19 protein-coding genes are annotated in these 23,399 nt (G+C 67.2%); 14 read left to right on the top strand and 5 right to left on the bottom strand.

Going from position 1 to position 23,399, the window contains the following annotated elements; translation table 11 throughout:
• Positions 1-161 precede the first annotated feature (161 nt).
• The 10 genes from ASE02_RS17660 (at position 162) to ASE02_RS17615 (ending at position 11,717) form a co-directional block, all read left to right on the top strand.
• Positions 162-1,385, top strand: coding sequence for a NarK/NasA family nitrate transporter (locus ASE02_RS17660; protein WP_056735852.1), 1,224 nt, complete (start codon positions 162-164; stop codon positions 1,383-1,385).
• A 14-nt stretch (positions 1,386-1,399) separates the two neighbouring features.
• Entirely contained in the window at positions 1,400-3,856 is a 2,457-nt protein-coding gene (gene nirB / locus ASE02_RS17655) for a nitrite reductase large subunit NirB (protein ID WP_056735851.1), read from the top strand.
• Positions 3,853-4,191 carry a nitrite reductase small subunit NirD gene (gene nirD, locus ASE02_RS17650; protein ID WP_056735850.1) on the top strand — a complete coding sequence of 113 codons (339 nt, stop codon included), beginning with the start codon at positions 3,853-3,855 and terminating at the stop codon, positions 4,189-4,191. Before nirB ends, nirD begins: the two co-directional genes overlap by 4 nt.
• A gap of 3 nt (positions 4,192-4,194) precedes the next feature.
• Positions 4,195-6,861, top strand: a complete 2,667-nt coding sequence (locus tag ASE02_RS17645; RefSeq protein ID WP_056735849.1) for a nitrate reductase — start codon at positions 4,195-4,197, stop codon at positions 6,859-6,861.
• Complete coding sequence (gene cobA, locus ASE02_RS17640) at positions 6,851-7,627, top strand: uroporphyrinogen-III C-methyltransferase (RefSeq protein WP_056735848.1); 777 nt, start codon at positions 6,851-6,853, stop codon at positions 7,625-7,627. The genes ASE02_RS17645 and cobA overlap by 11 nt, the downstream gene beginning before the upstream one ends.
• On the top strand, positions 7,624-8,166 hold the full coding sequence (locus tag ASE02_RS17635; protein ID WP_082602190.1) for a nitrate reductase associated protein: 543 nt from the start codon (positions 7,624-7,626) through the stop codon (positions 8,164-8,166). Before cobA ends, ASE02_RS17635 begins: the two co-directional genes overlap by 4 nt.
• Before the next feature lie 500 nt (positions 8,167-8,666).
• Positions 8,667-9,935, top strand: a complete 1,269-nt coding sequence (locus tag ASE02_RS17630) for a Rieske 2Fe-2S domain-containing protein (protein WP_056735847.1) — start codon at positions 8,667-8,669, stop codon at positions 9,933-9,935.
• A gap of 182 nt (positions 9,936-10,117) precedes the next feature.
• On the top strand, positions 10,118-10,684 hold the full coding sequence (locus tag ASE02_RS17625; protein WP_056735846.1) for a VOC family protein: 567 nt from the start codon (positions 10,118-10,120) through the stop codon (positions 10,682-10,684).
• A 41-nt stretch (positions 10,685-10,725) separates the two neighbouring features.
• Complete coding sequence (locus ASE02_RS17620) at positions 10,726-11,124, top strand: nuclear transport factor 2 family protein (RefSeq protein WP_056735845.1); 399 nt, start codon at positions 10,726-10,728, stop codon at positions 11,122-11,124.
• Positions 11,121-11,717 (top strand): NADPH-dependent FMN reductase, encoded by a 597-nt coding sequence (locus ASE02_RS17615; RefSeq protein WP_056735844.1) that lies wholly within the window; start codon positions 11,121-11,123, stop codon positions 11,715-11,717. Before ASE02_RS17620 ends, ASE02_RS17615 begins: the two co-directional genes overlap by 4 nt.
• On the opposite strand, the gene ASE02_RS17610 is transcribed toward ASE02_RS17615, so the two are convergent.
• Positions 11,714-12,874: a Gfo/Idh/MocA family protein gene (locus tag ASE02_RS17610; protein ID WP_056735843.1), complete on the bottom strand. Its 1,161-nt coding sequence runs from the start codon at positions 12,872-12,874 to the stop codon at positions 11,714-11,716. The two genes, ASE02_RS17615 and ASE02_RS17610, sit on opposite strands and share 4 nt — an antisense overlap.
• Positions 12,875-13,070: 196 nt before the next feature.
• Here ASE02_RS17610 and ASE02_RS17605 point away from each other — a divergent pair, with 196 nt between their 5' ends.
• The 4 genes from ASE02_RS17605 to ASE02_RS17590 all read left to right on the top strand — a co-directional run bounded on the left by ASE02_RS17605 (position 13,071) and on the right by ASE02_RS17590 (position 19,004).
• Positions 13,071-14,201, top strand: a complete 1,131-nt coding sequence (locus ASE02_RS17605; protein WP_056735842.1) for an alpha/beta hydrolase — start codon at positions 13,071-13,073, stop codon at positions 14,199-14,201.
• Positions 14,202-14,289: 88 nt separating this feature from the next.
• The gene (locus tag ASE02_RS17600; RefSeq protein WP_200957718.1) at positions 14,290-14,853 is read left to right on the top strand and encodes a MarR family winged helix-turn-helix transcriptional regulator; all 564 of its coding nucleotides are present in this window, start codon (positions 14,290-14,292) and stop codon (positions 14,851-14,853) included.
• 441 nt (positions 14,854-15,294) lie between these two features.
• Positions 15,295-17,514 carry a TonB-dependent receptor gene (locus ASE02_RS17595; RefSeq protein WP_056735841.1) on the top strand — a complete coding sequence of 740 codons (2,220 nt, stop codon included), beginning with the start codon at positions 15,295-15,297 and terminating at the stop codon, positions 17,512-17,514.
• Between the two features lie 71 nt (positions 17,515-17,585).
• A complete protein-coding gene (locus tag ASE02_RS17590; RefSeq protein ID WP_056735840.1) occupies positions 17,586-19,004 on the top strand; it encodes a M20/M25/M40 family metallo-hydrolase in 1,419 nt (472 codons plus the stop codon).
• 46 nt (positions 19,005-19,050) lie between these two features.
• On the opposite strand, the gene ASE02_RS17585 is transcribed toward ASE02_RS17590, so the two are convergent.
• From ASE02_RS17585 to ASE02_RS17570, 4 genes are all read right to left on the bottom strand, one after another.
• A complete protein-coding gene (locus ASE02_RS17585; RefSeq protein WP_056735839.1) occupies positions 19,051-20,043 on the bottom strand; it encodes an ABC transporter substrate-binding protein in 993 nt (330 codons plus the stop codon).
• A gap of 100 nt (positions 20,044-20,143) precedes the next feature.
• Positions 20,144-21,742, bottom strand: coding sequence for a long-chain-fatty-acid--CoA ligase (locus ASE02_RS17580; protein ID WP_056735838.1), 1,599 nt, complete (start codon positions 21,740-21,742; stop codon positions 20,144-20,146).
• Positions 21,743-22,254: 512 nt separating this feature from the next.
• A complete protein-coding gene (locus ASE02_RS17575) occupies positions 22,255-22,821 on the bottom strand; it encodes a hypothetical protein (protein WP_156406109.1) in 567 nt (188 codons plus the stop codon).
• A 99-nt stretch (positions 22,822-22,920) separates the two neighbouring features.
• Complete coding sequence (locus ASE02_RS17570) at positions 22,921-23,277, bottom strand: UrcA family protein (protein ID WP_056735836.1); 357 nt, start codon at positions 23,275-23,277, stop codon at positions 22,921-22,923.
• Between the last annotated feature and the right edge of the window lie 122 nt (positions 23,278-23,399).

Genomic DNA, 23,399 nt, shown 5'->3' with positions numbered 1-23,399 from the left:
CCTACCGGCCAGGATGGGTGACGGCGAGGCGGGGCGGTGGCCTCCTGACTTCAGGCCCAGGACAACGGCGTTCGCGGCTTCTTGGATCGGCTCGATGAAGAGCCCTCCCAAAACCCTCGGCGACGCCGCCTCTTCCGTCCAATCCGTACGGGGCTCATCCAATGCTGAATCGCTCGTTCCTCAAGGCGGGGCACACGCCGACCCTGCTGTCCGCGTTCCTCTATTTCGACCTTAGCTTCATGGTCTGGGTGATCCTCGGCCCGCTGGGCGTGGCGATCGCCAAGGACTTCAATCTCGATCCCGCCCAGAAGGGCTTCATGGTCGCCTTGCCGGTGCTCGCCGGGGCGCTGCTGCGGCTGGTCGCCGGCGTGCTGGTGGATCACATCGGTCCCAGGAAGACCGGCATCCTCGCCCAGCTCACCGTGCTCGCCGGCCTGGGCGCGGCCTGGCTGATCGGCATCGACAGCTACCACAAGGTCCTGGCGCTGGGTCTGGTGCTCGGCGTGGCCGGCGCCTCGTTCGCCATCGCCCTGCCGCTGGCCTCGCGCTGGTATCCGCCGGAGTATCAGGGGCTGGCCCTGGGCATCGCCGGCGCCGGCAACTCCGGCACCGCCCTGGCGGCCCTATTCGCGCCGAGCCTGGCCCAGGCCTATGGCTGGAGCAACGTGATCGGCCTGGCCTGCCTGCCGCTGGCCGTCGCCTTCGTCACCTTCCTGATCTTCGCCAAGGACGCCCCGAACCCGCCGCCGCCCAAGGCGCTGACCGAGTATCTCGACGTCCTCAAGACCCCGGACGCCTGGTGGTTGATGCTGCTCTACAGCGTGACCTTCGGCGGCTTCGTCGGCCTCTCGTCCTCGCTGACCATCTACTTCAACGCCGAGTACGGGCTCAGCCCGGTGACGGCGGGTTTCTTCACCGCCGCCTGCGTGTTCGGCGGCTCGTTCCTGCGGCCGGTGGGCGGCGCCTTGGCCGACCGGTTCGGCGGGATCCGGACCCTGAGCGTCGTCTATATCCTGGCGGCGCTGGGCCTCGCCCTGGCCAGCTTCCACGCCCCCAGCATCTGGTTCGCCTTCGCCGTCCTGCTCTTCAGCATGATGGCGCTCGGCGCGGGCAACGGGGCGGTGTTCCAACTGGCGCCCCAGCGGTTCGGCAAGGAGATCGGCGTCGTCACCGGCCTGGTCGGCATGACCGGCGGGGTCGGCGGCTTCTACCTCGCCGCCAGCCTCGGCTGGGCCAAGCAGGCGACCGGTTCGTACCAGGCCGGCCTGCTGGCCTTCGCCGCCCTGGCCCTCGTCGCCCTGACCTGCCTGACCGGGGTCAAGGCGCGGTGGCGCAAGACCTGGCCCGCCACGGCTGACGCCGCCGGCTCCCCCTCGCGCGTTTGATCGGAGAGACCCTGATGGCCAAGGAACGACTGATCGTCGTTGGCAACGGCATGGCCGGTTGCCGGGCGGTGCAAGAGGTCTTGAAGCGCGATCCAGGTCGCTACGAGATCACCATCTTCGGCGCCGAGCCGCGGGTGAACTACGACCGCATCATGCTCTCGCCGGTGCTGGCCGGAGAGAAGACCTTCGCCGACATCGTAATCAACGACGAGGCCTGGTACCGCGACAACGCCATCACCCTGCATGCCGGCCGCGCGGTCCAGGCCATCGACCGCCAGGCCCGTATCGTCAGCGCCGAGGGCGGGCTGGAGGTCGGCTATGACCGGCTGATCATGGCGACCGGCTCCGATCCGATCCGCCTGCCGCTGCCCGGCGGCGACTTGCAAGGCGTCGTCACCTTCCGCGACCTGGACGACGTCGAGGCGATGGTCGCCGCCTCGGCCCAGACCGGCGCGCGGGCTGTGGTGATCGGCGGCGGCCTGCTGGGCATCGAGGCCGCCTACGGCCTGGTGCGCCGGGGCATGGCCGCCACGGTCGTCCATCTGGTCGACGTGCTGATGGAGCGCCAGCTCGACGCCTCGGCGGGCTTCCTGCTGGCCGACGCGCTGGCCGGCAAAGGCGTCGCCACCGAGCTCGGCGCGGTCTCCGAGGAGATCGTCGGCGTCGACGGCCGGGTCGCGGGCCTGAAGCTCAAGGACGGCCGCACCCTGCCGTGCGACCTGCTGGTCATGGCGGTCGGCATCCGCCCCAACACCAGCCTCGCCAAGGCGGCGGGGCTGGAGGTCGGGCGCGGCCTGATCGTCGATGACCAGATGCGAACCTCCGACCCCCGGATCTCGGCGGTCGGCGAATGCGTCGAGCATCGCGGCCAGTGCTACGGCCTAGTCGCCCCGATCTGGGAGATGTGCAAGGCGCTGGCCGCCGGCCTGACCGACACCGCCGGGGCCTATGAGGGCTCGGTGCTCTCGACGCGCCTGAAGGTGTCGGGCGTCGACGTCTTCTCCGCCGGTAAGTTCGCGGGCGGGGAGGGGTGCGAGGACATCGTGTTTCGCGACGCCGGACGCGGGGTCTACAAGCGCGTGGTGATCGAGGACGGCAAGGTCGCCGGCGCCGTGCTGTTCGGCGATGCGGCGGACGGCGCCTGGTACTTCGACCTGATGCGCCAAAGCGCCGAGGTCGCCGACATTCGCGAGACCCTGATCTTCGGTCAAACCGCCACGGAGGGCCTTCGAGGCCTGGACCCTAGCGCGGCCGTTGCAGCCCTGGCCGACGACGCCGAGGTCTGTGGCTGCAACGGCGTGTGCAAGGGCGCGATCACCGGGGCCATTGTCGCGCAAGGCCTCAGCACCCTGGACGAGGTGAAGGCGGTGACCAAGGCCTCGGCCTCCTGCGGCTCCTGCACGCCGCTGGTCGAGAAGCTGCTGATGCTGACCTTGGGCGACGGCTTCAAGGCCCAGACGGGGCCAAAGCCGGTCTGCGGCTGCACCCGTCACGGCCATGCCGAGGCCCGTCGCCGGATTGTCGCCGAGAGCCTGAAGTCCATGCCGGCCGTCATGCAGGCCCTGGAATGGAGCACCCCCGACGGCTGCGCCAGCTGCCGCCCGGCCCTGAACTACTACCTAATCTGCGCCTGGCCCGGCGAATACCGCGACGACAAGCAGTCCCGGTTCATCAACGAGCGGGTCCACGCCAACATCCAGAAAGACGGCACCTATTCCGTCGTGCCGCGCATGTGGGGCGGCATGACCAATTCCGACGAACTGCGCGCCATCGCCGACGTGGTCGACAAGTTCAAGATCCCCAGCGTGAAGGTCACCGGCGGCCAGCGGATCGACCTGCTGGGCGTCCAGAAGGACGACCTGCCGGCGGTCTGGGCTGACCTCAACGCGGCGGGCATGGTCTCCGGCCACGCCTACGCCAAGGGCCTGCGCACCGTGAAAACCTGCGTCGGCACCGACTGGTGCCGGTTCGGGACCCAGGACTCCACCGGGCTCGGCGTGCGGCTCGAGAAGTTCATGTGGGGCTCCTGGACCCCGGCCAAGGTCAAGCTCGGCGTCTCCGGCTGCCCCCGCAATTGCGCCGAGGCGACCTGCAAGGACATCGGCGTGATCTGCGTCGACAGCGGCTACGAGATCCATGTCGGCGGCGCGGCCGGCCTGCACATCCAGGGCACCGAACTGCTGACCAAGGTCGCCACCGAAGAGGAGGCGATCTGGACCATCTGCGCCGTCACCCAGGCCTACCGAGAGGAGGGCTGGTATCTGGAGCGGATCTACAAATGGATGGCCCGCGTGGGCCTGGACAGCATCCGCGCCCAGGTCGAGGACCCGCAGGTGCGCCGCGCCCTCTACGACCGCTTCGCCTATTCGCAGCGTTTCTTCCGCATCGACCCCTGGGCCGAGCGGGTGGCCGGCCGCCACTCCGACGAGTTCACCCCCCTCAGCCGTCGCATGGAGTTCGAACCCGCATGAACGCTCTGGTGAAAGACCCGATCGCCTGGACCGACGTCGGCGCGGTCACCGACATTCCGCTGCGCGGCGCGCGGCGGGTGCCGACGCCGGGCGGCAACGTGGCGATCTTCCGTACCGGGGATGGCCTGGTGTTCGCGTTGAAGGACGCCTGCCCGCACAAGGGCGGCCCGCTCAGCCAGGGGATCATCCACGGTCACGCGGTGACCTGCCCGCTGCACGCCTGGTCCATCGACCTGGCCACGGGGGAGCCGATGGGGGCCGATCGCGGCAAGGGCTGCGCGCCGGTCGTGCCGCTGGAGGTCCGCGAGGGCCGCCTGTTCCTGGGACGGACCTGAACCATGGCGGGCGGCGCTGAAGCCCGGAAGAGCACCTGCCCCTATTGCGGGGTCGGCTGCGGGGTGTCCGGCCGCGCCGAGGGCCGGGCCCTGACCTTGGCAGGGGATGAGGCCCATCCCGCCAACCACGGCCGGCTCTGCTCCAAGGGCGCGGCCTTGGCCGACACCGTGGGGATGGACGGCCGGCTGCTGTTCCCGATGATCCGCGATCGCCGCGCGACCTGGGACGAAGCCACGGCGCTGGTCGCGCGCCGGTTCTCCGAGACCATCGCCAGGCATGGCCCGGACTCGGTGGCGTTCTACGTCTCGGGCCAACTTCTCACCGAGGACTACTACGCCGCCAACAAGCTGATGAAGGGCTTCATCGGGTCGGGGAACATCGACACCAACTCTCGGCTTTGCATGGCCTCGGCGGTGGTGGCCCACAAGCTGGCCTTCGGCGCCGATCTGGTGCCGGGCTGCTACGAGGATCTGGATCTCGCCGACCTGGTGGTGTTCGCCGGCCACAATGCGGCCTGGACCCATCCGGTGCTGTTCCGGCGGATGGAGGCGGCGCGCGCGCGCGGCCAGCGCCATGTGGTGATCGACCCTCGCCGCACCGACACCGCGCAGGTGGCGGACCTGCATCTGCCGCTGGCGCCCCAGACCGACGTGCGGCTCTGGAACGGCCTGCTTGCCGATCTCATCCGTCGCGGGGCGGTGGATCGCAGCTACATCGCCGCCCACGTGTCCGGCTTCGCGCAGGTCGAGGCGGCCTTGGCGGCCGACGACCAGTCGCCCTCGGCGGTCGCCGCCGACTGCGGCCTGGCGCTCGCCGACCTCGAACGCTTCTTCCAGATGTTCGCGCAGACGCCGCGGACCGTCAGCCTGTTCTCGATGGGCTCGAACCAGTCGGCCCAGGGCGTGACCAAGGGGCTGGCGATCCTCAACGCCCATCTGGCCACCGGCCGGATCGGCAAGCCCGGGGCCTGCCCGTTCTCGATCACCGGCCAGCCCAACGCCATGGGCGGACGCGAGACCGGCGGCATGGCCACGACCTTGGCCGCGCACATGGATTTCGACGAGGCGTCCCGCGCGCGGGTCGCCCGCTTCTGGGGCGCGTCGCGGGTCGCCGAGCGTCCGGGCCTGAAGGCCGTCGACATGTTCGACGCTGTCGCCAGCGGCAAGATCAAGGCGCTGTGGGTCATGGCCACCAACCCGGCGGTCAGCATGCCGGACGCCAGCGCAGTCCGCGGCGCCCTGGCCGCCTGTCCGTTCGTCGTGGTCTCCGACTGCATGGCCCAGACCGACACCACGGCCTTCGCCCATGTGAAGCTGCCGGCCCTGGCCTGGGGCGAGAAGGATGGAACCGTCACCAATTCCGAGCGCCGGATCTCGCGGCAGCGCGCGCTGTTCGCGCCGCCCGGCGAGGCGCGGGCCGATTGGCGGATCATCGCCGATGTCGGCCGCGCCATGGGCCACGCGGACGCCTTCTCGTGGCGCTCGCCCGTCCAGGTGTTCCGGGAATGGGCCCGGATGAGCGCCTATGAGAACGACGACCGGTTGCTGAATCTCTCCGGCCTAGTCGGCCTCACGCCTGACGACTACGACGCCCTGCAGCCGGTCCAGTGGCCGGTGACCGGGCAGGGCGGTACGGCGCGGCTGTTTGTCGATGGGCGGTTCCAGACCCCGGACGGCCGGGCGCAGATGCTGCCGACGCCGGCGGCCGGTCCTGCCCAGGCGACCGATCCGGCCTTTCCGCTGGCGCTCAACACCGGGCGGATCCGTGATCAGTGGCACACCCTGACCCGCACCGGTCTGGCCCCGAGTCTATGGCGTCACGCCCCCGAGCCGTTCGTCGAAATTCACCCGGCCGACGCCGAGGCCGTGGGGATCACCGACGGCGCGCTGACCCGGGTGAGGACCGCGCAAGGCGAGGCCGTCGTGCTCGCCTGCGTCACCGACCGTCAGCGCCCCGGCTCGATCTTCATGCCGATGCACTGGACGCAAGGCTTCGCGCCGTCCGGCCGGGCCAACCCCCTGGTGGCCGCGCAGGTCGATCCGCGTTCCGGCCAGCCGGAGTTCAAACATACGCCGGCCCGCGTGCGGCCCTATCGCGAGACCTGGCGGGGCTTTCACATCTCGCGTGACGCCTTCGCTCCGCCGGCCCATCTGGATCTCGTCTGGCGGCGGATTCCCCAGGACGGATGCCACCTCCACGAGTTCGCCGGGCGCGGCGATGATGGGGAGCGCGAGGCCCTGGCCAAGCTGCTGCTGCACGGGGCGGCGGGCGGCGCGCTCCGCTACGAGGACCCGGCCGCCGGCTCTCTACGCGAGGCGTTCATGGATGGCGAGCGCCTGGACCGGGTGCTGTTCACCACCACCTCCGGCGCCCTGCCACCCCGCGCCTGGCTGGCCGAGCTGTTCACCGCAGACAGCCTGACGGCCCAGGACCGCGCCGCGCTGCTGATCGGTCGCGCGCCGGGCCGGGCGACGGAAACCTCTCCCGTGGTCTGCGCCTGCCGCAATGTTCGCGCCGGCGTCATCGCCCGGGCGATCGAGGCCGGCGCCCACGATGTCGACGCGGTTAGCGACGCCACTGGGGCCGGCTCGAGCTGTGGTTCCTGCCGGCCGGAGATCGCCCGCATCCTGTCTGCAACACCCCGAACGGAGATCCTCGATGCAGCCTGAAGCTCGCCTCGGAACCGTGAAACTGGTCGGCGCAGGTCCTGGCGCCGCCGACCTGCTGACCCTGCGTGCGGCCCGCGCCATCGGATCGGCCCAGGCCCTGCTCTACGACGCCCTGATCTCCGAGGAGGTCCTGGCCCTGGCGCCCGCCGCCTGCCTGAAAATCCAGACCGGCAAACGGGCCGGGCGGACCAGCATGAAGCAGGAGACCATCAATCGCCTGATGCTGCGCCTGGCCCGGCGCGGGATCGATGTCGTGCGGCTGAAAGGCGGCGATCCCTCGATCTTCGGCCGGGTCGGCGAGGAGCAGGCCTTCCTCAACAGCCACGGCGTCAGCACCGAGATCGTGCCGGGCGTCACGGCGGCCAGCGCGGCGGCGGCTCAGTTCGGCTTCCCGCTCACCCATCGCGGGGAGAGCCGGCGCCTGCTGATCTGCACGGCGACCGCGGCGGGCGGCGGGCTGGTCGAGGTGGGCCGCAAGAGCCTGGGCGCCGACACCACCCTGGCGCTCTACATGGCCCGTGATCAGGTGCGGGATGCCGCCGACCAGCTGATGAGCGAAGGCTGGCTGGGCTGCACGCCGGCCATCGCCGTCGAGAACGCCGGCCACAGCGCGGCGCGCGGCGTCGCGGGCACGCTCGAAACCTTGGCGCAGGCGCTCGACGTGGCGAAGCCGACCGGACCCGTGGTCATCCTGATCGGCGACGTCACCGCGCGGGCGTCGATCGCCAGCTTCGCCGACGTCTCGCCGGTCCGAGCCCTGTCATGAACGACGCCCAGCTGTTCGCCTTCGAGAGCGATTTCGTCGCCACCCTGCGCTGCGTTCCGATGGCCGTGCGCTTCAAGCTGGATGCGTGCGCGATCAAGTTGTCCCTGCGCCAATGGAGCCGCTTTACGCGAGCTGACCGGCAGGACCTGTTGATGGCGCCCTGCGAGGGCGCGGCGCAGGTCGAAGCTTACCGTGCCGAGTTGGTGGCCCTGATCGCGCTGCGGGCCGGCGAGCCCGCCAAGGCCTTGGTCGAGCCTCCCTGCGAGCAATGGACCGACGCCGACAACGTGCCGGCCAGCGTCGCCCATCAGGCGCGCTCGGTCGGCCTGGCGCCGCCCAGTCGGTCCCAGTGGGCGCGGCTTAGCGAGTTGCAGCGGTTCGTTCTTCTCAAGCTGACGCGGGATAAGCACGACAACCTGAACTTCGCCCCGGCCATGATCGAATTTGGGATCGCCGAGGCCCCGATATGCGCCGCGCAAGGCGGACGAGCGGCGGCGGCCGCCAACTGGACCGACGTGCGATCGTTGACGTCGAACTGACCCATCAGATTGACCAGCACATCGGCCGGCTGACCAACGGCTTCGCTCACCCCCGTGCCAGGGTTCACCGCCGTCTGCGGCGGCCGGCTTTCCCAACGTAGCGACCCGCCCACGCTGAACCGCTCCAAGGCGCCTGGCAGCTCATACTTGGTGGACAGCCGGAAGACCCGCTGTGGGTGGTGGGCTTGAACGTTCACGCCGTCGACACCCTGGCGCGCGGGACCGTCAAGAGGTGACGCAATCGATTCGCAATTGCATATGTCTGTCGGGGTGGGGCGGCCCCGGCGCATTGTCGACGCCTGACGCTTCTGGCGGTTGGCGCGCGCTACTGGTCCTGCCAGCCGCGATAATAATTTTGGATCTAATGATATAGGATGCGTGCACAGACCTGGCTTTCTGTCGTGAATTTCGGCTGGACACTCGGTCTATCGAAATCTAAATCATTAGATATCGAATGAAATTGAGGGCCGGCATCCGGTCGGCCCCGTGAAGGAGTTCGCATGAGACCGGCCGACAACGAGTTGCTCTGTCGCGTGGAAGGCGAGGCGCCGATGGGTCAGATGATGCGGCGCCATTGGCTGCCGGTCTGCATGAGCGAAGAGGTGGCCGAGCCCGATGGAGCGCCCGTCAAGGCCCGCCTCCTGGGCGTGGACCTCGTTGTCTTCCGCGACACCAAGGGCCAAGTCGGCGTGATGGACGAGCGTTGTCCGCACCGCGGCGCTTCATTGGTCTTCGGGCGCAATGAAGACTGCGGCCTGCGGTGCCTCTATCACGGCTGGAAGTTCGACGTGGCTGGCAACGTCATGGACATGGCCTCCGAGCAGCCAGACTCGCGCCTGCGGGCCAACCTGAAGCACCGCGCATATCCGGTGCATGAGGCCGGTGGTTTTGTCTGGGCGTGGCTCGGGCCGGTCGACGACGTCGCCGAGTTCCAAGCGCCGGCCTGGGCGCCCACGGCCACGACAAAGACCAGCATCGTCAAGATGCACGCGGCCTGCAATTGGGCGCAGGTGCTCGAGGGCTCTATCGATTCAGCCCACTCCTCCAGCCTGCATTCCAGCAACATGCCGACCGCTGAAGTCGAGGGCTCGACGGCGACGGCCGAGTCCTGGCTCCGCCCCTCGAACGACAAGGCGCCGCGCATGGTGGCCGAGGCGACCGATTTCGGTTTCCACTACGCCGCGATCCGCAAGCCGGTCAGCAAGCCGGAGTCTCAGGACTATGTCCGAACGACCCTGTTCATCGCGCCGTTCACGGTGCTGATCCCGCCTAATGATCAGTACAATCTGGCCCAGATGCTGGTGCCGATCGATGACGTCAACTGCATGTTCTATTGGATCGCCTGGCATCCGACGAAGGGCATCGGGCAGGCTGAGTGGCGACGGTTCTGCGCCGCCGAGGTCGGGGTCGATCTCGACGAGAACTTCTACAAGCTGCGCAACGCCGACAACCGCTACCGCCAGGACCGCGCCAAGATGAAGGCCGGCGACTTCACCGGCATCGACGGCATTCCGACCCAGGACATGGCCATGTGGGAATCCATGGGGCCGATCGCCGACCGCAGCGAGGATCACCTCGGTGGAAGCGACCTGGCGGTTCTGCAGTTCCGCAAACAGATGGTCGCCGCGGTGAAGGCCTTCCAGGACGGCGCGCCCGCGTTTGGCGCCGCCGAGCCGCGCCCGCGACACCTCGACCTGGCGTCCTTCGAGGGCATGCTGCCCAAGGGCGCCGACTGGCGGTCGCTGTCCTATCGCAAGGTGGACGCCTGATCCCGATGATCAGGCGGAACGCCGACATCAGCGCCTACGCCAAGCCTGTCAATTTCATTGGCAAGGCGAACGACGAATTATTAGAGTTCGAACGACTTTTGATCTAGGCGGAACATCCAGAGGCGTCGTGAGCGCCCAAACACAAACCGGCTGCTGTGCACGGCCGGATCAGGAGGAAACCCATGGCGGCGAACACCGAATTTGACATTCGCGGGGTCCATCACCTTGCGCTGGTCTGCAAGGACATGGCCAAGACAGTGGCCTTCTATCGCGACGTGCTGGGCATGCCGCTGACCAAGACGATCAACCTGTCCAACGGCGGGCAGCACTTCTTTTTCGATATCGGCAACGGCGACTGCATCGCCTTTTTCTGGCTCCCCAATGCGCCCCCTGCGGCCCCGGGCCTGGCCGCTCCGCTCAACTTGCCGACCCGCGGCGACATCACCAGCGTCCACGGGTCGATGAACCACATCGCCTTCAACGTGCCGGCCGAGAAGTTCGAAGAATATCATCGGCGGCTGATCGAGAAGGGCATCGACGTCACCCGCATCCTCGAACACGACAATTCTCCCAGCGGCGTGGCCGCGGAGTTCAATGACGACGTCTATGTGCGCTCGATGTACTTCTTCGACCCGGACGGCGCCTGTCTCGAGTTCGCCGCCTGGACGCGCCCGTTGCGGGACGACGAAGCGCGCGACGCGCCGATGACCGCAGCCGGCGTCCCCGACCACAGCATGATCCCCGCCTGACCACGAACGCCCGCGGCGCCGCGCCCTTCGAGAGGATCGAGATGTCCGAGTACGACAAGACCAGGGCGCTGGCCGCGCGCCTCTTCGACGCCATCGAGCGCGGCGACGTCGACGGGGTCGCCGACTGCTATGCTCCCGATCTGGTCGTCTGGCACAATTTCGACAACCTTGATCAGTCCCGCGAGGACAACCTGAAGACCCTCGCGGGCATGATCGAGCGGATCAGCGAGCGGCGCTACGAGCAGCGGCGCGTAGACGTGTTCGACGGCGGCTTCGTCCAGCAGCACGTCCTGACGGGCCGCCGCAAGGATGGCGTCTATGTCAGCATGCCAGGCGTGCTGGTCGGCACGCTCAAGGACGGCAAGATTTCGCGGCTGAACGAGTACCTGGATTCCGCCCATGTGGCGGCGTTCCGCGCCCAGGTTGGATCCCCCGCATGACCCAGCCGAAATTGCTAGCCATCGCCGGCAGCACCCGCAGGGATTCCTTCAATCAACGCCTTCTGAACATCGCCGCGGAGGCGGCCGGCGACGCCGGCGCCGCGGTGACGATGATCAATCTGCGCGACTTCAACCTGCCCCTCTACGACGAGGATCTTGAAGCCTCGGCCTTTCCGGCCGAAGCCGACGCGCTGCGCGCCCAGTTCATCGCGCACGACGGCTTTCTGATCGCCTCGCCGGAATACAACGGTTCGGTCAGCGGCGTGCTGAAGAACGCCATCGACTGGGCGTCCCGTCCGCGCCCTGGCGAAACCATGGTCGCGCTACCGGCCTTCCGCGGAAAGGTTGCAGGCATCATGTCGGCCTCGCTCAGCCCGTTCGGCGGGCTGCGCGGCCTGGCTCACCTTCGCCAGATCCTTGGAACGATCCAGACCGTGGTCGCCACCGAGCAGGTGGCGGTGCCCTTCGCAAACAAGGCCTTTGATGGGCCTAGCCTGGTGGATCCCATGCCAAAGCAGTTGATCCCGGTCATGGTCGCCCGCGTAGCGTTCTTGGCGCAGGCGTTGCGGCCAGACGGATTGGCCGCCGCCTAGGCCGGCAGGTCGATCTCGCGCCCCTCGGCGCTGGAGCGGAGGATGGCGAGGCAGACCTCGAGATTGGCCAGGCCCCACTCACCGGTGTGCAGCGGCGCTCGCCCTTCAATGACCGCGCCCCAGGCCTGATCGATGACCTCCTTGCGCGGCACGGTCGGCGCGGCCAGTTTGTGGAGTTGAGGCTTCTCATCGCCATAGACCAGCACTCCGTCGGCGAGGGGGCGCAGGTCGGCGCGTTCGCAACTGACGATAATCGGGCCGAAGTGTTCGTGGTGCTCGGCCGGCGGCAGGTCGGCGCCGGCGCCGCCATAGGCCCGCTCGGCCTTCAGGGTCCCTTCCGCGCCCGACGACAGCCGCCGCCGCGCGGCGCCGTAGGCGGCGGGGTTTTTGGGGCGGCCGGTTTCGCCGATCCAGCCCATCAGCTCATCGGTGTCGTATCGGCCATAGCCGCTATAGGTGAGCGAGGCCGCGGCGCCGTTGGCGAAGCTCAGGAAGGCGGTATAGGCGCCGTCCGCCGGCCGGGCGGGGTCCCAGGCTCCGACCTGGGCGCGCACCCGTGTCACCGGCGAGCCCACCAGCCTGCGGATGACGTCGATCTGATGCGCCCCCTGGCTGAAGACAACGCCGCCGCCCTGCGCGGTGTCCAGTTCCTCCGGCCGGCGCGGGCGGTAGAGAAAGTCCGTGTAGTTCAGCGCCTGGGCCATGCGCACCGCGCCGTAGTCGCCAGTGGCGATCAGTTCGGCCGCCTTGGCGATCGAGGCGTCGAAGCCGTGGCTTGGCCCGACGATCAGGTGGACGCCCGCCTCGCGCGCGGCGGCGATCATGGCCCGGCATGCGCTGGGCTCCAGCGCCATGGGCTTTTCGACCAGGACGTGCTTGCCAGCGCGCGCCGCCGCTATGGCCTGGGCGGCATGGTGTTGGTGCGGGCTGGCGATATAGACGAGATTGACGGTTGGGTCGGCGCACAGGGCTTCGGCGTCGTCATAGGCCCGGCCGCTGAATTCGGCTTCGAAGCGGGTCCGCGCCTCCGGCCTTGGGTCCGCCGCCGCGACCAATCGGCAGCGCGGGTCGGCGCGGAAGGTCGGGGCCATGAGCGCGAAACCGCGACCCAGGCCGATCACCCCGATATTCAACAAGCCGTCAGCGGTGTGGGCCATACGCGTTCCTTGGTGGGCGGTCTGGAAATTACTTCGCTATCTAACAATTTTCAACAGCTCGGCGACTCGCCGAGACATCAACAAAATAAGGCGTCGATCGACTGGACAGGCGAGAAATCGGATCATAATAATTAGATATTGAAGTGATAGCGCCATCCAGCTTTGACATGGTTGGGCATCGACAGGGGAGTGGGCGATGTCCGAAGCCGATTTGCTGAACCAAGTAGAGCGTCAATTCCTGGGTTTCGCATCCCCCACGGCGCCCCGCATCCAGGCGGGCGGGCATCCCTGCCAGGGGCTTTATTGGACCCCGAAGGGCAAGCGCCCCAAGGTCGCGTTCATCGCCACCCATTACAATGTCGATTTCAGCGAGCACTACATCGCCGAATACATGGCTTCGCGGGGCTACGGCTTCCTGGGCTGGAACACGCGCTATCGCGGCGCGGAGGATCAGTTCCTGCTCGAGCACGCCCTGATCGATATCTCCGTCGGCGTGAAATGGCTGCGCGAAGTCGCCGGCGTCGAACAGGTGGTGATCCTCGGCAATTCCGGCGGCGGTTCATTGATGGCGGCCTATCAGGCCGAGGCCATCGCCCCGACGCTTGCGGCCAATTTGCAGGGGGCCGGCCATGACGCCTTGGCCTCGCTGCCGAGGGCTGATCTCTACATCTCGCTCAACGCCCACCAGGGCCGGCCCGAAGTGCTGACCTCCTGGCTCGACCCGTCGGTGCTCGACGAAAACGATCCGGTCGCGACCGATGAGTCGCTGAACCCCTTCAATCCCGACAATGGCCCGCCATATTCGCCGGAGTTCATCGCGCGCTATCGGGCCGCGCAGCTAGCGCGCAACCAGAAGATCACCGACTGGGCGAAGCTGGAGCTGGCCCGCCTGAACGCCGCCGGCGTCGCCGACCGGGTCTTCCCGCTTTACCGCGCCTGGGGCGACCTGCGCTTCATGGACGGGACGATCGATCCGTCCGATCGCAAGACGCCCTGGTGCTATCGCGGCGATCCGGCCAAGACCAACCGGGGACCGGGGCTGGGCCGCACCAACAACCTGACCACATGGCTCTCCATGTGGAGCCTTGAAACCTCCAAGTGCCAGGGCGGGGCGCAACTCGCCAAGTTCGACACGCCCGCGCTGGTGCTGCTCGGGACTTCGGACGCCGGCGTGTTCCCGAGCGACGCCCAGCAGATCTTCAGCAGCATCGGCTCGCGCGACAAGCAGATCGAACTCGTTCCCGGCGCGCACTATTTCGAGGATTCCCCAGAGGATCGTCACCGGGTCGCGTCGCTGATGTCCGACTGGGTGGCCAAGCGCATCTAGGATCGGACGGCTCGTCAGCGGAAGGGCCTGCGCCAGACGCTTAGAACGTGAATCTGATCCCGGATCGACGGCCAGGTCGCTTGGCGGCATGCAGGCGGCGCCGAATGTCGCCCCGGGCAAGGTGGGCGTTGATCGGTTCCACTTCGGATGCGACAGATTGCTTATGGATACCGCCAACGACCTCGATCTGCACCTCGATCCCAACTACAGCCTCGGCTACCTGACCCGCATCGCCTTCCGCAATTTTTCGCGGGCGCTGGAGAAGCGCACGATGCTTCACGGCGTCACCAGCGGTCAGTGGAGATTCCTGCGGGTTCTATGGATCGAGGACGGCATCACCCAGCGGGAGCTGAGCCACCGCGTCGGGCTGCAGCAGCCGACGACCGTCAGCGCCTTGAAAGGTCTGGAAAAGGCGGGCCTCGTCCATCGGTGGCAAAGCCCCGATGACCGCCGCAAGCTCCACGTCTACCTCACGCCGCGGGCGCGCCAGTTGCGGCCGCTGCTGGCCCCCTTCGTCGCCGAGGTGAACGAGATGGCGACGCGCGGCATGACGCCGGAGGAGGCGCGCATCCTGCGTAGCCTTCTTCGAAAGACCATCGACAATCTTTCCGAAGATATCGACGTCGACGTCGCCCCCGACAGTTCGGTCTGAGCCCGGCCTAACCGCCCTTCTTTTCCAGAGATCTTGGACTAAAGCGGCGCTCTTTTCCGCCTGAGCATCTGTGCGCCTGCAGGGCGGGCGACGTCATGCGGCTCGAGCCGGTGGGCGCTGACGCGCCTGGCTGAACGCGAAAGCGCTCAACGCCCCGGAAGGGCTTAGACAATTCGATATCAAATTACATTTTTCCTTTTCCCAGCAACAAGTTTGACATTTGTCATTCGAACTCTAATGATTTGACTCGCTAGATTTGGCGCGATCGAGACGCCATTCAGGCGCCAGGCGCGAACGGCTCGGATCAGTTTCAGGCTCAGTCTCCCCGGAGGCCGCCCGAGGCCGGTGTGGCCTTACCTGCATGCCGCCCGTCGTCTCCGCTGATGCGCCGTCAATTCAAGCCCGACGCCACACAAGTCGGGCAGTTGAGAGGGGGAGACCATGGGTAGGATTCAACGTCTTTTTGCCGCGACCGCCGTCGCCGCGCTGGCCACAGGGGGCGCGGGACTTCCTGCGTACGCCGCGGGCGCCGACCAGGTGGCCGAAGTGATCGTCACCGCTCAGAAGCGGTCCGAGAACGTTCAGAACGTTCCAATCTCGATCGAGGTGGTGTCCGCGCAGAAGATCGAGGCGTTTCACACCGGCGATCTGCGGGCCCTGAGCGTGCCGAACATGAACGTGCAGTCGTCCGGCGGCAACGACGTCATCTATATGCGCGGCTTCGGCTCGCCGTCGCAGAACTACGCCTTCGACCAGTCGGTCAGCCTGTACGTCGACGGCGTCTATGCCGGCCGCTCGCGGCAGTTCAGCGCCCCGTTCTTCGACCTGCAGCGCATCGAAGTGCTGCGCGGTCCGCAAGGAGCGCTGTTTGGCAAGAACACCGCGGCCGGCGCCATCAGCATCGTCACTGCCCAGCCGACATCGGACTTCGAAGGCGCGGCGACCGGCATCTACAGTTTCGACCGCAAGGGCTATGAGCTCAGCGGCTATGTCTCTGGGCCGCTCACCAGCACGCTGAGCGCGCGCCTGGCCGTCAAGGTCCGCGACCAGGACGGCTACATTGACAACCTCGCCCCCGGCGGCGGCGAAGAGCCGACGGATAAGGCGCAGTTGGCGCGCCTGACGCTGAAATACGCGCCCACCGACAGCTTCGACTATCTCGCCAAGATCGAGTACGGCCACGCCGAAAGCCTGGGGAGCGTGAGCGTCTCTGGCCCGTTGAACGGGACGCAGCAGCCCAAGCTTACCCGCTACGCCGTTGAAAGCGGCCGGCTGGGGCCGGCCGGTTTCGAAACCACCTCATGGAACTTCGCCGGCACGGGCAACCTGCAGCTCGGCGAATTTACCCTGACGGCGATCAGCGGCTACTCGTTCTTCAAAGCCAGCCACGTCAACAATTTCGACCAGACCATTCCCGGTGGCGGCGGCGCCGTGGCCCCGCCTTCGGTCTTCAACAGCTTCCCGGAACACTTCCAGCAGTGGTCGCAGGAAGTTCGGCTGCAGTCGCCCACCGGCGGCAAGTTCGACTACATCGTCGGCGCCTACTACGACAACTCCCAGTACAACGCCCAGTCATACACCAACTACATTCTGGCCTTCGGCAACTTCTTCCTGGGCAGCCAGTTCAAGCAGCAGGCGGAGTCCTATTCCATATTCGGGCAGGGGACCTACCACCTCTCCGACCGCTTCCGCGCCCTGGGCAGCCTGCGCTATTCCCGCACCAACAAGCGTGGCTTCTACCAAGGCGTACAGCTCCAGGGGCCGTTCCCGTTCCGCCCGAACAGCGTGGCTAGGGGCGATATCGACGAGGGCCGGCTCGATCCGTCGGTCACGCTGCAGTACGACGTGGCGCCGCGCACCATGGTCTACGCGGTCTATGGTCAGGGCTCGAAATCGGGCGGCTTCGTCTCCAACACCGCCGGGACGACCAGCGCGACCTTCACCTACCAGCCCGAGCATTCGGAAAACTTCGAACTGGGCGTGAAGTCCACGCTGCCCGATAGCGGCCTGGTGTTCAGCGCCGCGATCTACAAGACCAAGTTCGATAAGCTGCAGGTGTCGACCTACAATCCGAACACCCAGGGCTTCGTGGTCGGCAACGCGGCCAAGGCCAGCAGCACCGGCATCGAGGCCGGGGCGTCCTGGTATCCGGCGCCCAATTTCGACGTCACCGCCAGCGCCGCCTATCAGGACGTGAAGTACGACGACTATCCAGGCGCGAGCTGCCTGGCGAGCCAGACGATCAGCCAATGCAATCCGCTGGTCCCGGCCAGCGTGGCGGCGAACAACCTGGCCGGTTCACCGCTGCCGAACATCTCGAAGTTCAGCGGTAATGTTCAGGTCCACTATGTCGCCGACCTGCCGGGCGACCTGAGGCTGGGGACCACGGTGGCGATGTCGGGTCGCTCGAAGTTCTTCAACTCCGACGACCAGAGCCCGCTCTACGGCCAGCAGAAGGCCTACACCAAGATCGACGCGCGCATCGAGCTTCTGCCGTCGGACAACCGCTGGCACGTGGCCCTGGTCGGCACCAACCTGACCAACGAGCTGACAACCGCCGGCGCGTTCCGTCTGCCGGTGCCGATCACGACGGTCTCCCGTGCGCTCTACTGGGTCGAACCGGCCCGCAACATCTCCATCGAAGCGGGCGTGAAGTTCTAAAAACCCGTTCGCCAGCCTGGGGCCTCGCCGACGCCCCGGGCTGGCGTCTTTTCGGACGGCGGGAAGCCAAAATGTACAAGATCTTCGCCGTCGCGAGCGCGCTCTTCCTGGGCGCTACGGGGACAGCTGCGGCTGAAGGTCAGGCCCTGCGGCCTGACCAGCTTCAGTTCCGGGCGCTGTACAAGGAACTGGTCGAGACCAACACCACGGCCTCATCGGGCAGTTGCACCCTGGCGGCGGAGCGCATGGCCGCCCATCTGCGGGCGGCCGGCCTGCCGGCGTCCGACATCCATGCGTTCGCCGCGCCCGACCGCCCCAAGGAGGGCGGCCTCGTCGCGATCTATCCGGGCCGCGATCCCAAGGCCAAGGCGGTGCTGATGCTGGCCCACCTGGACGTGGTGGAGGCCAAGCGCGAGGACTGGACGCGCGATCCGTTCACCCTGGTCGAGGAGAACGGCTACTTCTACGGACGCGGCGTGATCGACGACAAGGCCATGGCCTCGATCTTCGTCGACACCCTGGTTCGCTTCAAAAAGGAGGGCTACCGCCCGAGCCGCACCCTCAAGCTGGCGCTGACCTGCGGTGAGGAGGGCGGCAGCCCGTTCAACGGGGCCGACTATCTCGCCAAGAACCGACGCGACCTGATCGACGCGGCCTTCGCGCTGAACGAAGGGGGCTATGGTCTCCTGGACGCCAGCGGAAAGCCGGCCTTCCTGGCGGTCCAGGTCGGCGAGAAGCTCGCCCAGAACTACGTGCTGGAAGCGACCAACCCGGGTGGCCACAGCTCCCGGCCAATGCCGGACAACGCCATCTACCGCCTGGCCAACGCCCTGGTGCGGGTCGAGGGCCACCGTTTCCCGGTCGTGTTCAACGACACCACCCGCGACTTCTTCGGCCGCATGGTCCACGTGGCTCCGCCCGAGCAGGCAAGCGCCATTGTGGCGCTGCTGAAGGATCCCGCCGACAACGCGGCGCGGGCCCTGGTCGAGCGTAATCCCGACTACAATTCGGTCCTGCACACGACCTGCGTCGCGACCACGCTCGAGGCGGGGCACGCCAGCAACGCCCTGCCGCAGCGCGCGCGGGGCAACGTGAACTGTCGCATCTTCCCGGGCACGTCGGTTGAAGACGTGCGTCAGACGTTGGAGCAGGTGATCGCCGATCCGCAGGTCAAGGTCACCATGGGCGAGATCCGCGCTGCCGCGTCGCCCGCTCCGCCGCTGGACTTGAATGTGCTTGGTCCCGCCGAAAAGCTGGCCTCCGAGATGTTCCCCGGCGTGCCGCAGGCGCGGATGATGCTGGCCGGCGCCACCGACGGCGCGTTCCTCACGCCTGTGGGTATTCCGACCTATGGCGTCTCCGGATTGTTCGCCGATCCGGACGGCAGCGGCGTGCACGGCCTGAATGAACGCATGCGCACCAAGGTGCTCTACGACGGCCGCGACTACCTCTATCGCCTCATGAAAATCTACGGCGACACGCCGGGCTAACTGGGGCGGCCGGGAGCGCGAATTCGCCGCCCGGCCGATGATCCGCCTAGATGCGGAAAGCCTCGAAGGTCTCCGGCGCGAAGAGCTCTTCCGGCGTGAGCTGCCGAGCCGACAGGCCCTGCTCGTGGTGGTGCCGCAGGAAGGTGTCGAGCACGGCGCGGTTCGGCTCGAAGCCATAGGACCACCAGTTGGGGCCCATCTCGCGGATGGTGTCCTCCACCGAGGCGATCTGCCAGGGCAGCATGGTCTTGAGCGCCGCGGTGATCATCAGGTCGTCATAGGTCACGCGCTGAGAGGCTTCGAACGCCTTCAGCAGCGAGCGAGCGATCCAGCGGTTGGCCTCGTACACCTCCCGGCGAATGGCGATGACGTGCATGATCGGGAAGATGTTGGTCTTGCGGAAATAGGCGCGCTCCTCCTCGACAAAGTTCGGGAACAGGCGGCGAACGTCGTCTGGCCGGCTGTAGAAGGTGCTCGGCGCGCGCGCCGTATAGAGGGCGTCGATTTCGCCGTCGGCCAGCATCTTCGACAGCGTCTGATCAGGGCCGATGGGGCGCAGCTTGATCCGGGGCGGCAGGTCGAGCTTGAGCTTCTCCTCACGTCCCGGCTCCTCCTCGCCGCCGCTCAGATACTCGACGCTGCTGGGATCGACGCCGTACTCATCCTGCAAGATGCCGCGGATCCAGACCGGCGCCGTCATCTGGTACTCGGGCACGCCGATGCGCTTGCCGACCAGGTCCTTCGGTTCGCGGATCCCGCTCTTGGCCGAGACGAAGATGCAGGAGTGACGGAAGAAGCGGGACGGGAACACCGGGATCGCCACGAAGGGCGAGTCGCCCCGCGCCACCGACACCGAGTAGGACGACAGGGACAGTTCGGCGACGTCGAACTCGCGGTGCCGCAGCATGCGGAAGAACGTCTCCTCCACGGGCAGGCTGAGATAGTTCAGGTCGATCCCGTCCGGCTGCACCCGGCCGTCGGCCAGCGCGCGGGTGCGGTCATAGTCCCAGCAGGCGAGGCTCAGGCGTAGCTTGCTCATCGGTGTAACTCCTTGGGCGGGGTGGTCGCGGCGACCTGGGCCCGCCGTGCGTCTTGGCGAAATGATCTGGGATCGGGTGTTTCTGGGCGCGGCCGCGGCCTTACCGGTTTGGCGCTGACGCATCCGGCAGGACGTACCCGGCCATCCGCTGGCGGATCAGCTTCTTGTCGATCTTGCCCGTGGCTCCCAGGGGGATCTCGTCGACGAAGACCACGTCGTCGGGCGTCCACCACCGGGCGATCTTGCCTTGCAGGAAGTCGAGGAACTCCTGCTTTTCGGCGACTTCTCCGGGCTTCAGCATCACCAGCAGGACCGGCCGCTCGTCCCATTTGGGGTGGGCGACGCCGATCACCGCGCAAAGCTCGGCCTTGGGGTGGCCGACGGCGATGTTCTCCACGTCCATCGAGCTGATCCATTCGCCGCCGGACTTGATCACGTCCTTGGCGCGGTCGGTGATCTGCATGTAGCCGGCGGTGTCGATCGTGGAGACGTCGCCGGTGTCGAAGAAGCCCTCCTCGTCCAGCACATCGCCACCCTCACCGCCGAAATAGGCCGCCGCGATGGTCGGGCCTTTGATCATCAACCGGCCGAAGGTCTTGCCGTCATGCGGCAACCGCTGGCCTGCGTCATCGGTGATCTTGAGGTCCAGGTTGCACAGCAGTCGGCCCTGCTTGAGCTTGTAGGGGACCTGCTCGTCGAACGAGAGGGCGGCGATCTGCGGCGTCGAGACCGAGACGGTGGCGAGCGGCGAGGTTTCGGTCATGCCCCAGCCCTGGACGACATCGACGCCGTGATCGTCGTGGAGGGCGCGGATCAGAGATTCCGGACAGGCCGCGCCGCCGACCGTCACGCGCTGGAGGGTCGTCAGCTTGCCGCCGGTTTCCTTCAGGTGGGTCAGCAGCATCTGCCAGACGGTCGGCACGGCGCTGGAATAGGTGACGCCCTCGGTCTCGATCAGTTCGTGGATGGACGCCCCGTCCATGCGCTGGCCGGGCAGCACCAGCTTGGCGCCGACCATGGGGGCCGAGTAGACCACGCCCCAGGCGTTGGCGTGATACATCGGCACGCACAGCAGCACCGTGTCCCTGGCCGACAAGGCGAGCGCGTCGGCCTGCAGGGTCATCATCGCGTGCAGATAGTTCGAGCGATGCGAATAGAGGATCCCTTTCGGGTTCCCCGTCGTGCCGGAGGTGTAGCAAAGCCCGGCCGCCGTGTTTTCGTCGAAGCCGCCCCACGCGCACTCGGTCGAGTGCGGCGCGATCCAGTCCTCGTCGCCCAGGAAGATCACCTGCTCGACCGACGGGCACTGGGGCAGGATCTCGCCGAGCAGGTCAGCGCAGGCGGGGTCGGCCAGGATGATGCGGTCGCTGGCGTGATTGATGATGTAGACGATCTGCTCGGGGAACAGGCGCGGATTGAGCGTGTGCAGCACCGCCCCGATACCGATCGCGCCGTACCAGATCTCCAGGTGCCGGGCGCTGTTCCAGCCGAGGGTGGCGACCCGGTCTCCGGGACGGATTCCAGCCGCGATCAGGGCGTTGGACGCCTGCTTGGCGCGGCCGTGGAGTTGAGCATAGGTGGTGCGATCGACGATCCCGTCGGCGGATCGGCTGACGATCTCGCGCTCGCCATGCCAGCGCGCGGCGTGATCCAGCATGCGGTCGAGCGTCATCGACCAGTTCTGCATCAATCCGTCCATAAGCTACTCCTCGCCGACACGTGGTCGGGCGTCATGGTCAAGTTGTCGGGGTTGCGGCCAGGTCGGCGATCACCTCGGAGGCGATATGGAGCGCCGTGCATTGGCCGCCCTCACGCTCAACGACGATCCTTAGAATCATTCGACACCTTAGTAATAAATGTCTCGAGAGTTTCGCTCGCCAAATTGGACAAAACTCATTGCAATTCAAGCTAAATGGCTTGTGGCGCGTTGGGGTAGAGGCCGTCTTGCCAGGACTTATAATTAGATATCTTATGATATTGACGGCATCAACGCTCATGACGCGATCGCCGGTCACACCCTCGTCTCCCCGGACCGCATCACGGCTCCCGTCGCAGGCGTTGGGCGGCCGCCAGAGGGGCGTCGGCGCGCTCGTTTATGGAAACGAGCTGGCGTGTCTTTTTACGCTCGCCAATCGAGCCCCGCCTCGAAGTCGGCCGGGTCAATCACAAGAGGCGCTGAGTACGGTCTTGGCTAGACACCAACCGTCAGATTCAATCGACTCGAGCCAGCTCCCGTTGGATCGCCTCGAATTCGGTTGCTGAAATTGCGTCGGTTAATGCGTCGGCGCGGAGGCGGCGAACCAGGGCGAGGATACGCATCTCGCCAGCGGCGGGGCGGCCGCCCCGGGCGCCGCGGAGGGCGGCCGAGCGGAGTTTGCGGATGTCGGCCAGACGGACGACGCTGACCTTGGCGACCAGGTCATGCAGCAGGTCGACAGGGCGGGCGGAGGGCGCCGCCGCCGGCGGGCCGCCGTCCCAGCCGAACTGCAGGATCGCGCGGGCCTCGGAGCGATTTTTCTTGATGCTGCCGGGTGTGAGGGCGCCCAAGCGGGCCACTTCCAGAACGGCGACCGCCAGCGCTTCGTTTCGCGGAACGCCGAGCCGGTGCTCCATGAAGAGGGTCACCGTAGCGATTTGGCGAGCCCAGGACCGGGGCCGCGCCGGCGTAAATTCGTGGGCGTGGCCGACCGACAGGGCGGCGCAGGCCCACCGCGCCATTTCGGTCATCGGGGAGCCGGCGTCGCACGTATCGAGAGCCGCTTCGGGCAGCAGCGCCAAATGGGCGTTCGTCATGCGGCGCCCGTCATGGAGCGAGCCCGCGGCTGCGCAGGCGCGGCCGCGGGAGGGACTTGGAAGCGAACATCGGCAGGGCTTGGCCTAGGGCTTGGCGGCGGCGAGCTGGGTGGGCCTGGCCGGCGTGTTCAGCGCGGTGATGAGCGGGCTGTTCGCTGTGGCGACAGCGCGATCGGTGGTGCTCTTCACGCAGCTGCGATAGGCGGCGCTGGCGCCCAGGTCGCGCTCGTTCGGCCGAACGCCGCAGATCTTGGCGGCGGCCGCCTGGACGCGGGTAAGGGCGATCTTCGCGCCTTGGTGGGTGCCGATGTCCAGTCCGGCGGTCGGCACCAGGACGGTTTCGGTGTTTCCATTGAGGTCTTGGACGGGACCGGCGTAAGCGCTGGTGGCGCAGCCCAGGGCGATGGCGGCGAGGGCGGCGAGCTTGATCTTGGCGAGCATGGCGACTTCCTCTCTTTTCTGATGCGACGCAGAGAGCGCCAAGCGCGGGCGCTCCGACAGGATCGGCAGCCGATCAATCGCCGATCATTTTCCGATTTCTGCGGGTCGACAGGCCGTCGGGC

The sequence above is a fragment of the Phenylobacterium sp. Root700 genome (assembly GCF_001429025.1).
Lineage (GTDB): Bacteria > Pseudomonadota > Alphaproteobacteria > Caulobacterales > Caulobacteraceae > Phenylobacterium.
Note: the sequence above shows the minus strand (reverse complement) of the source record. Positions and strands in the feature narration are given on the sequence as shown.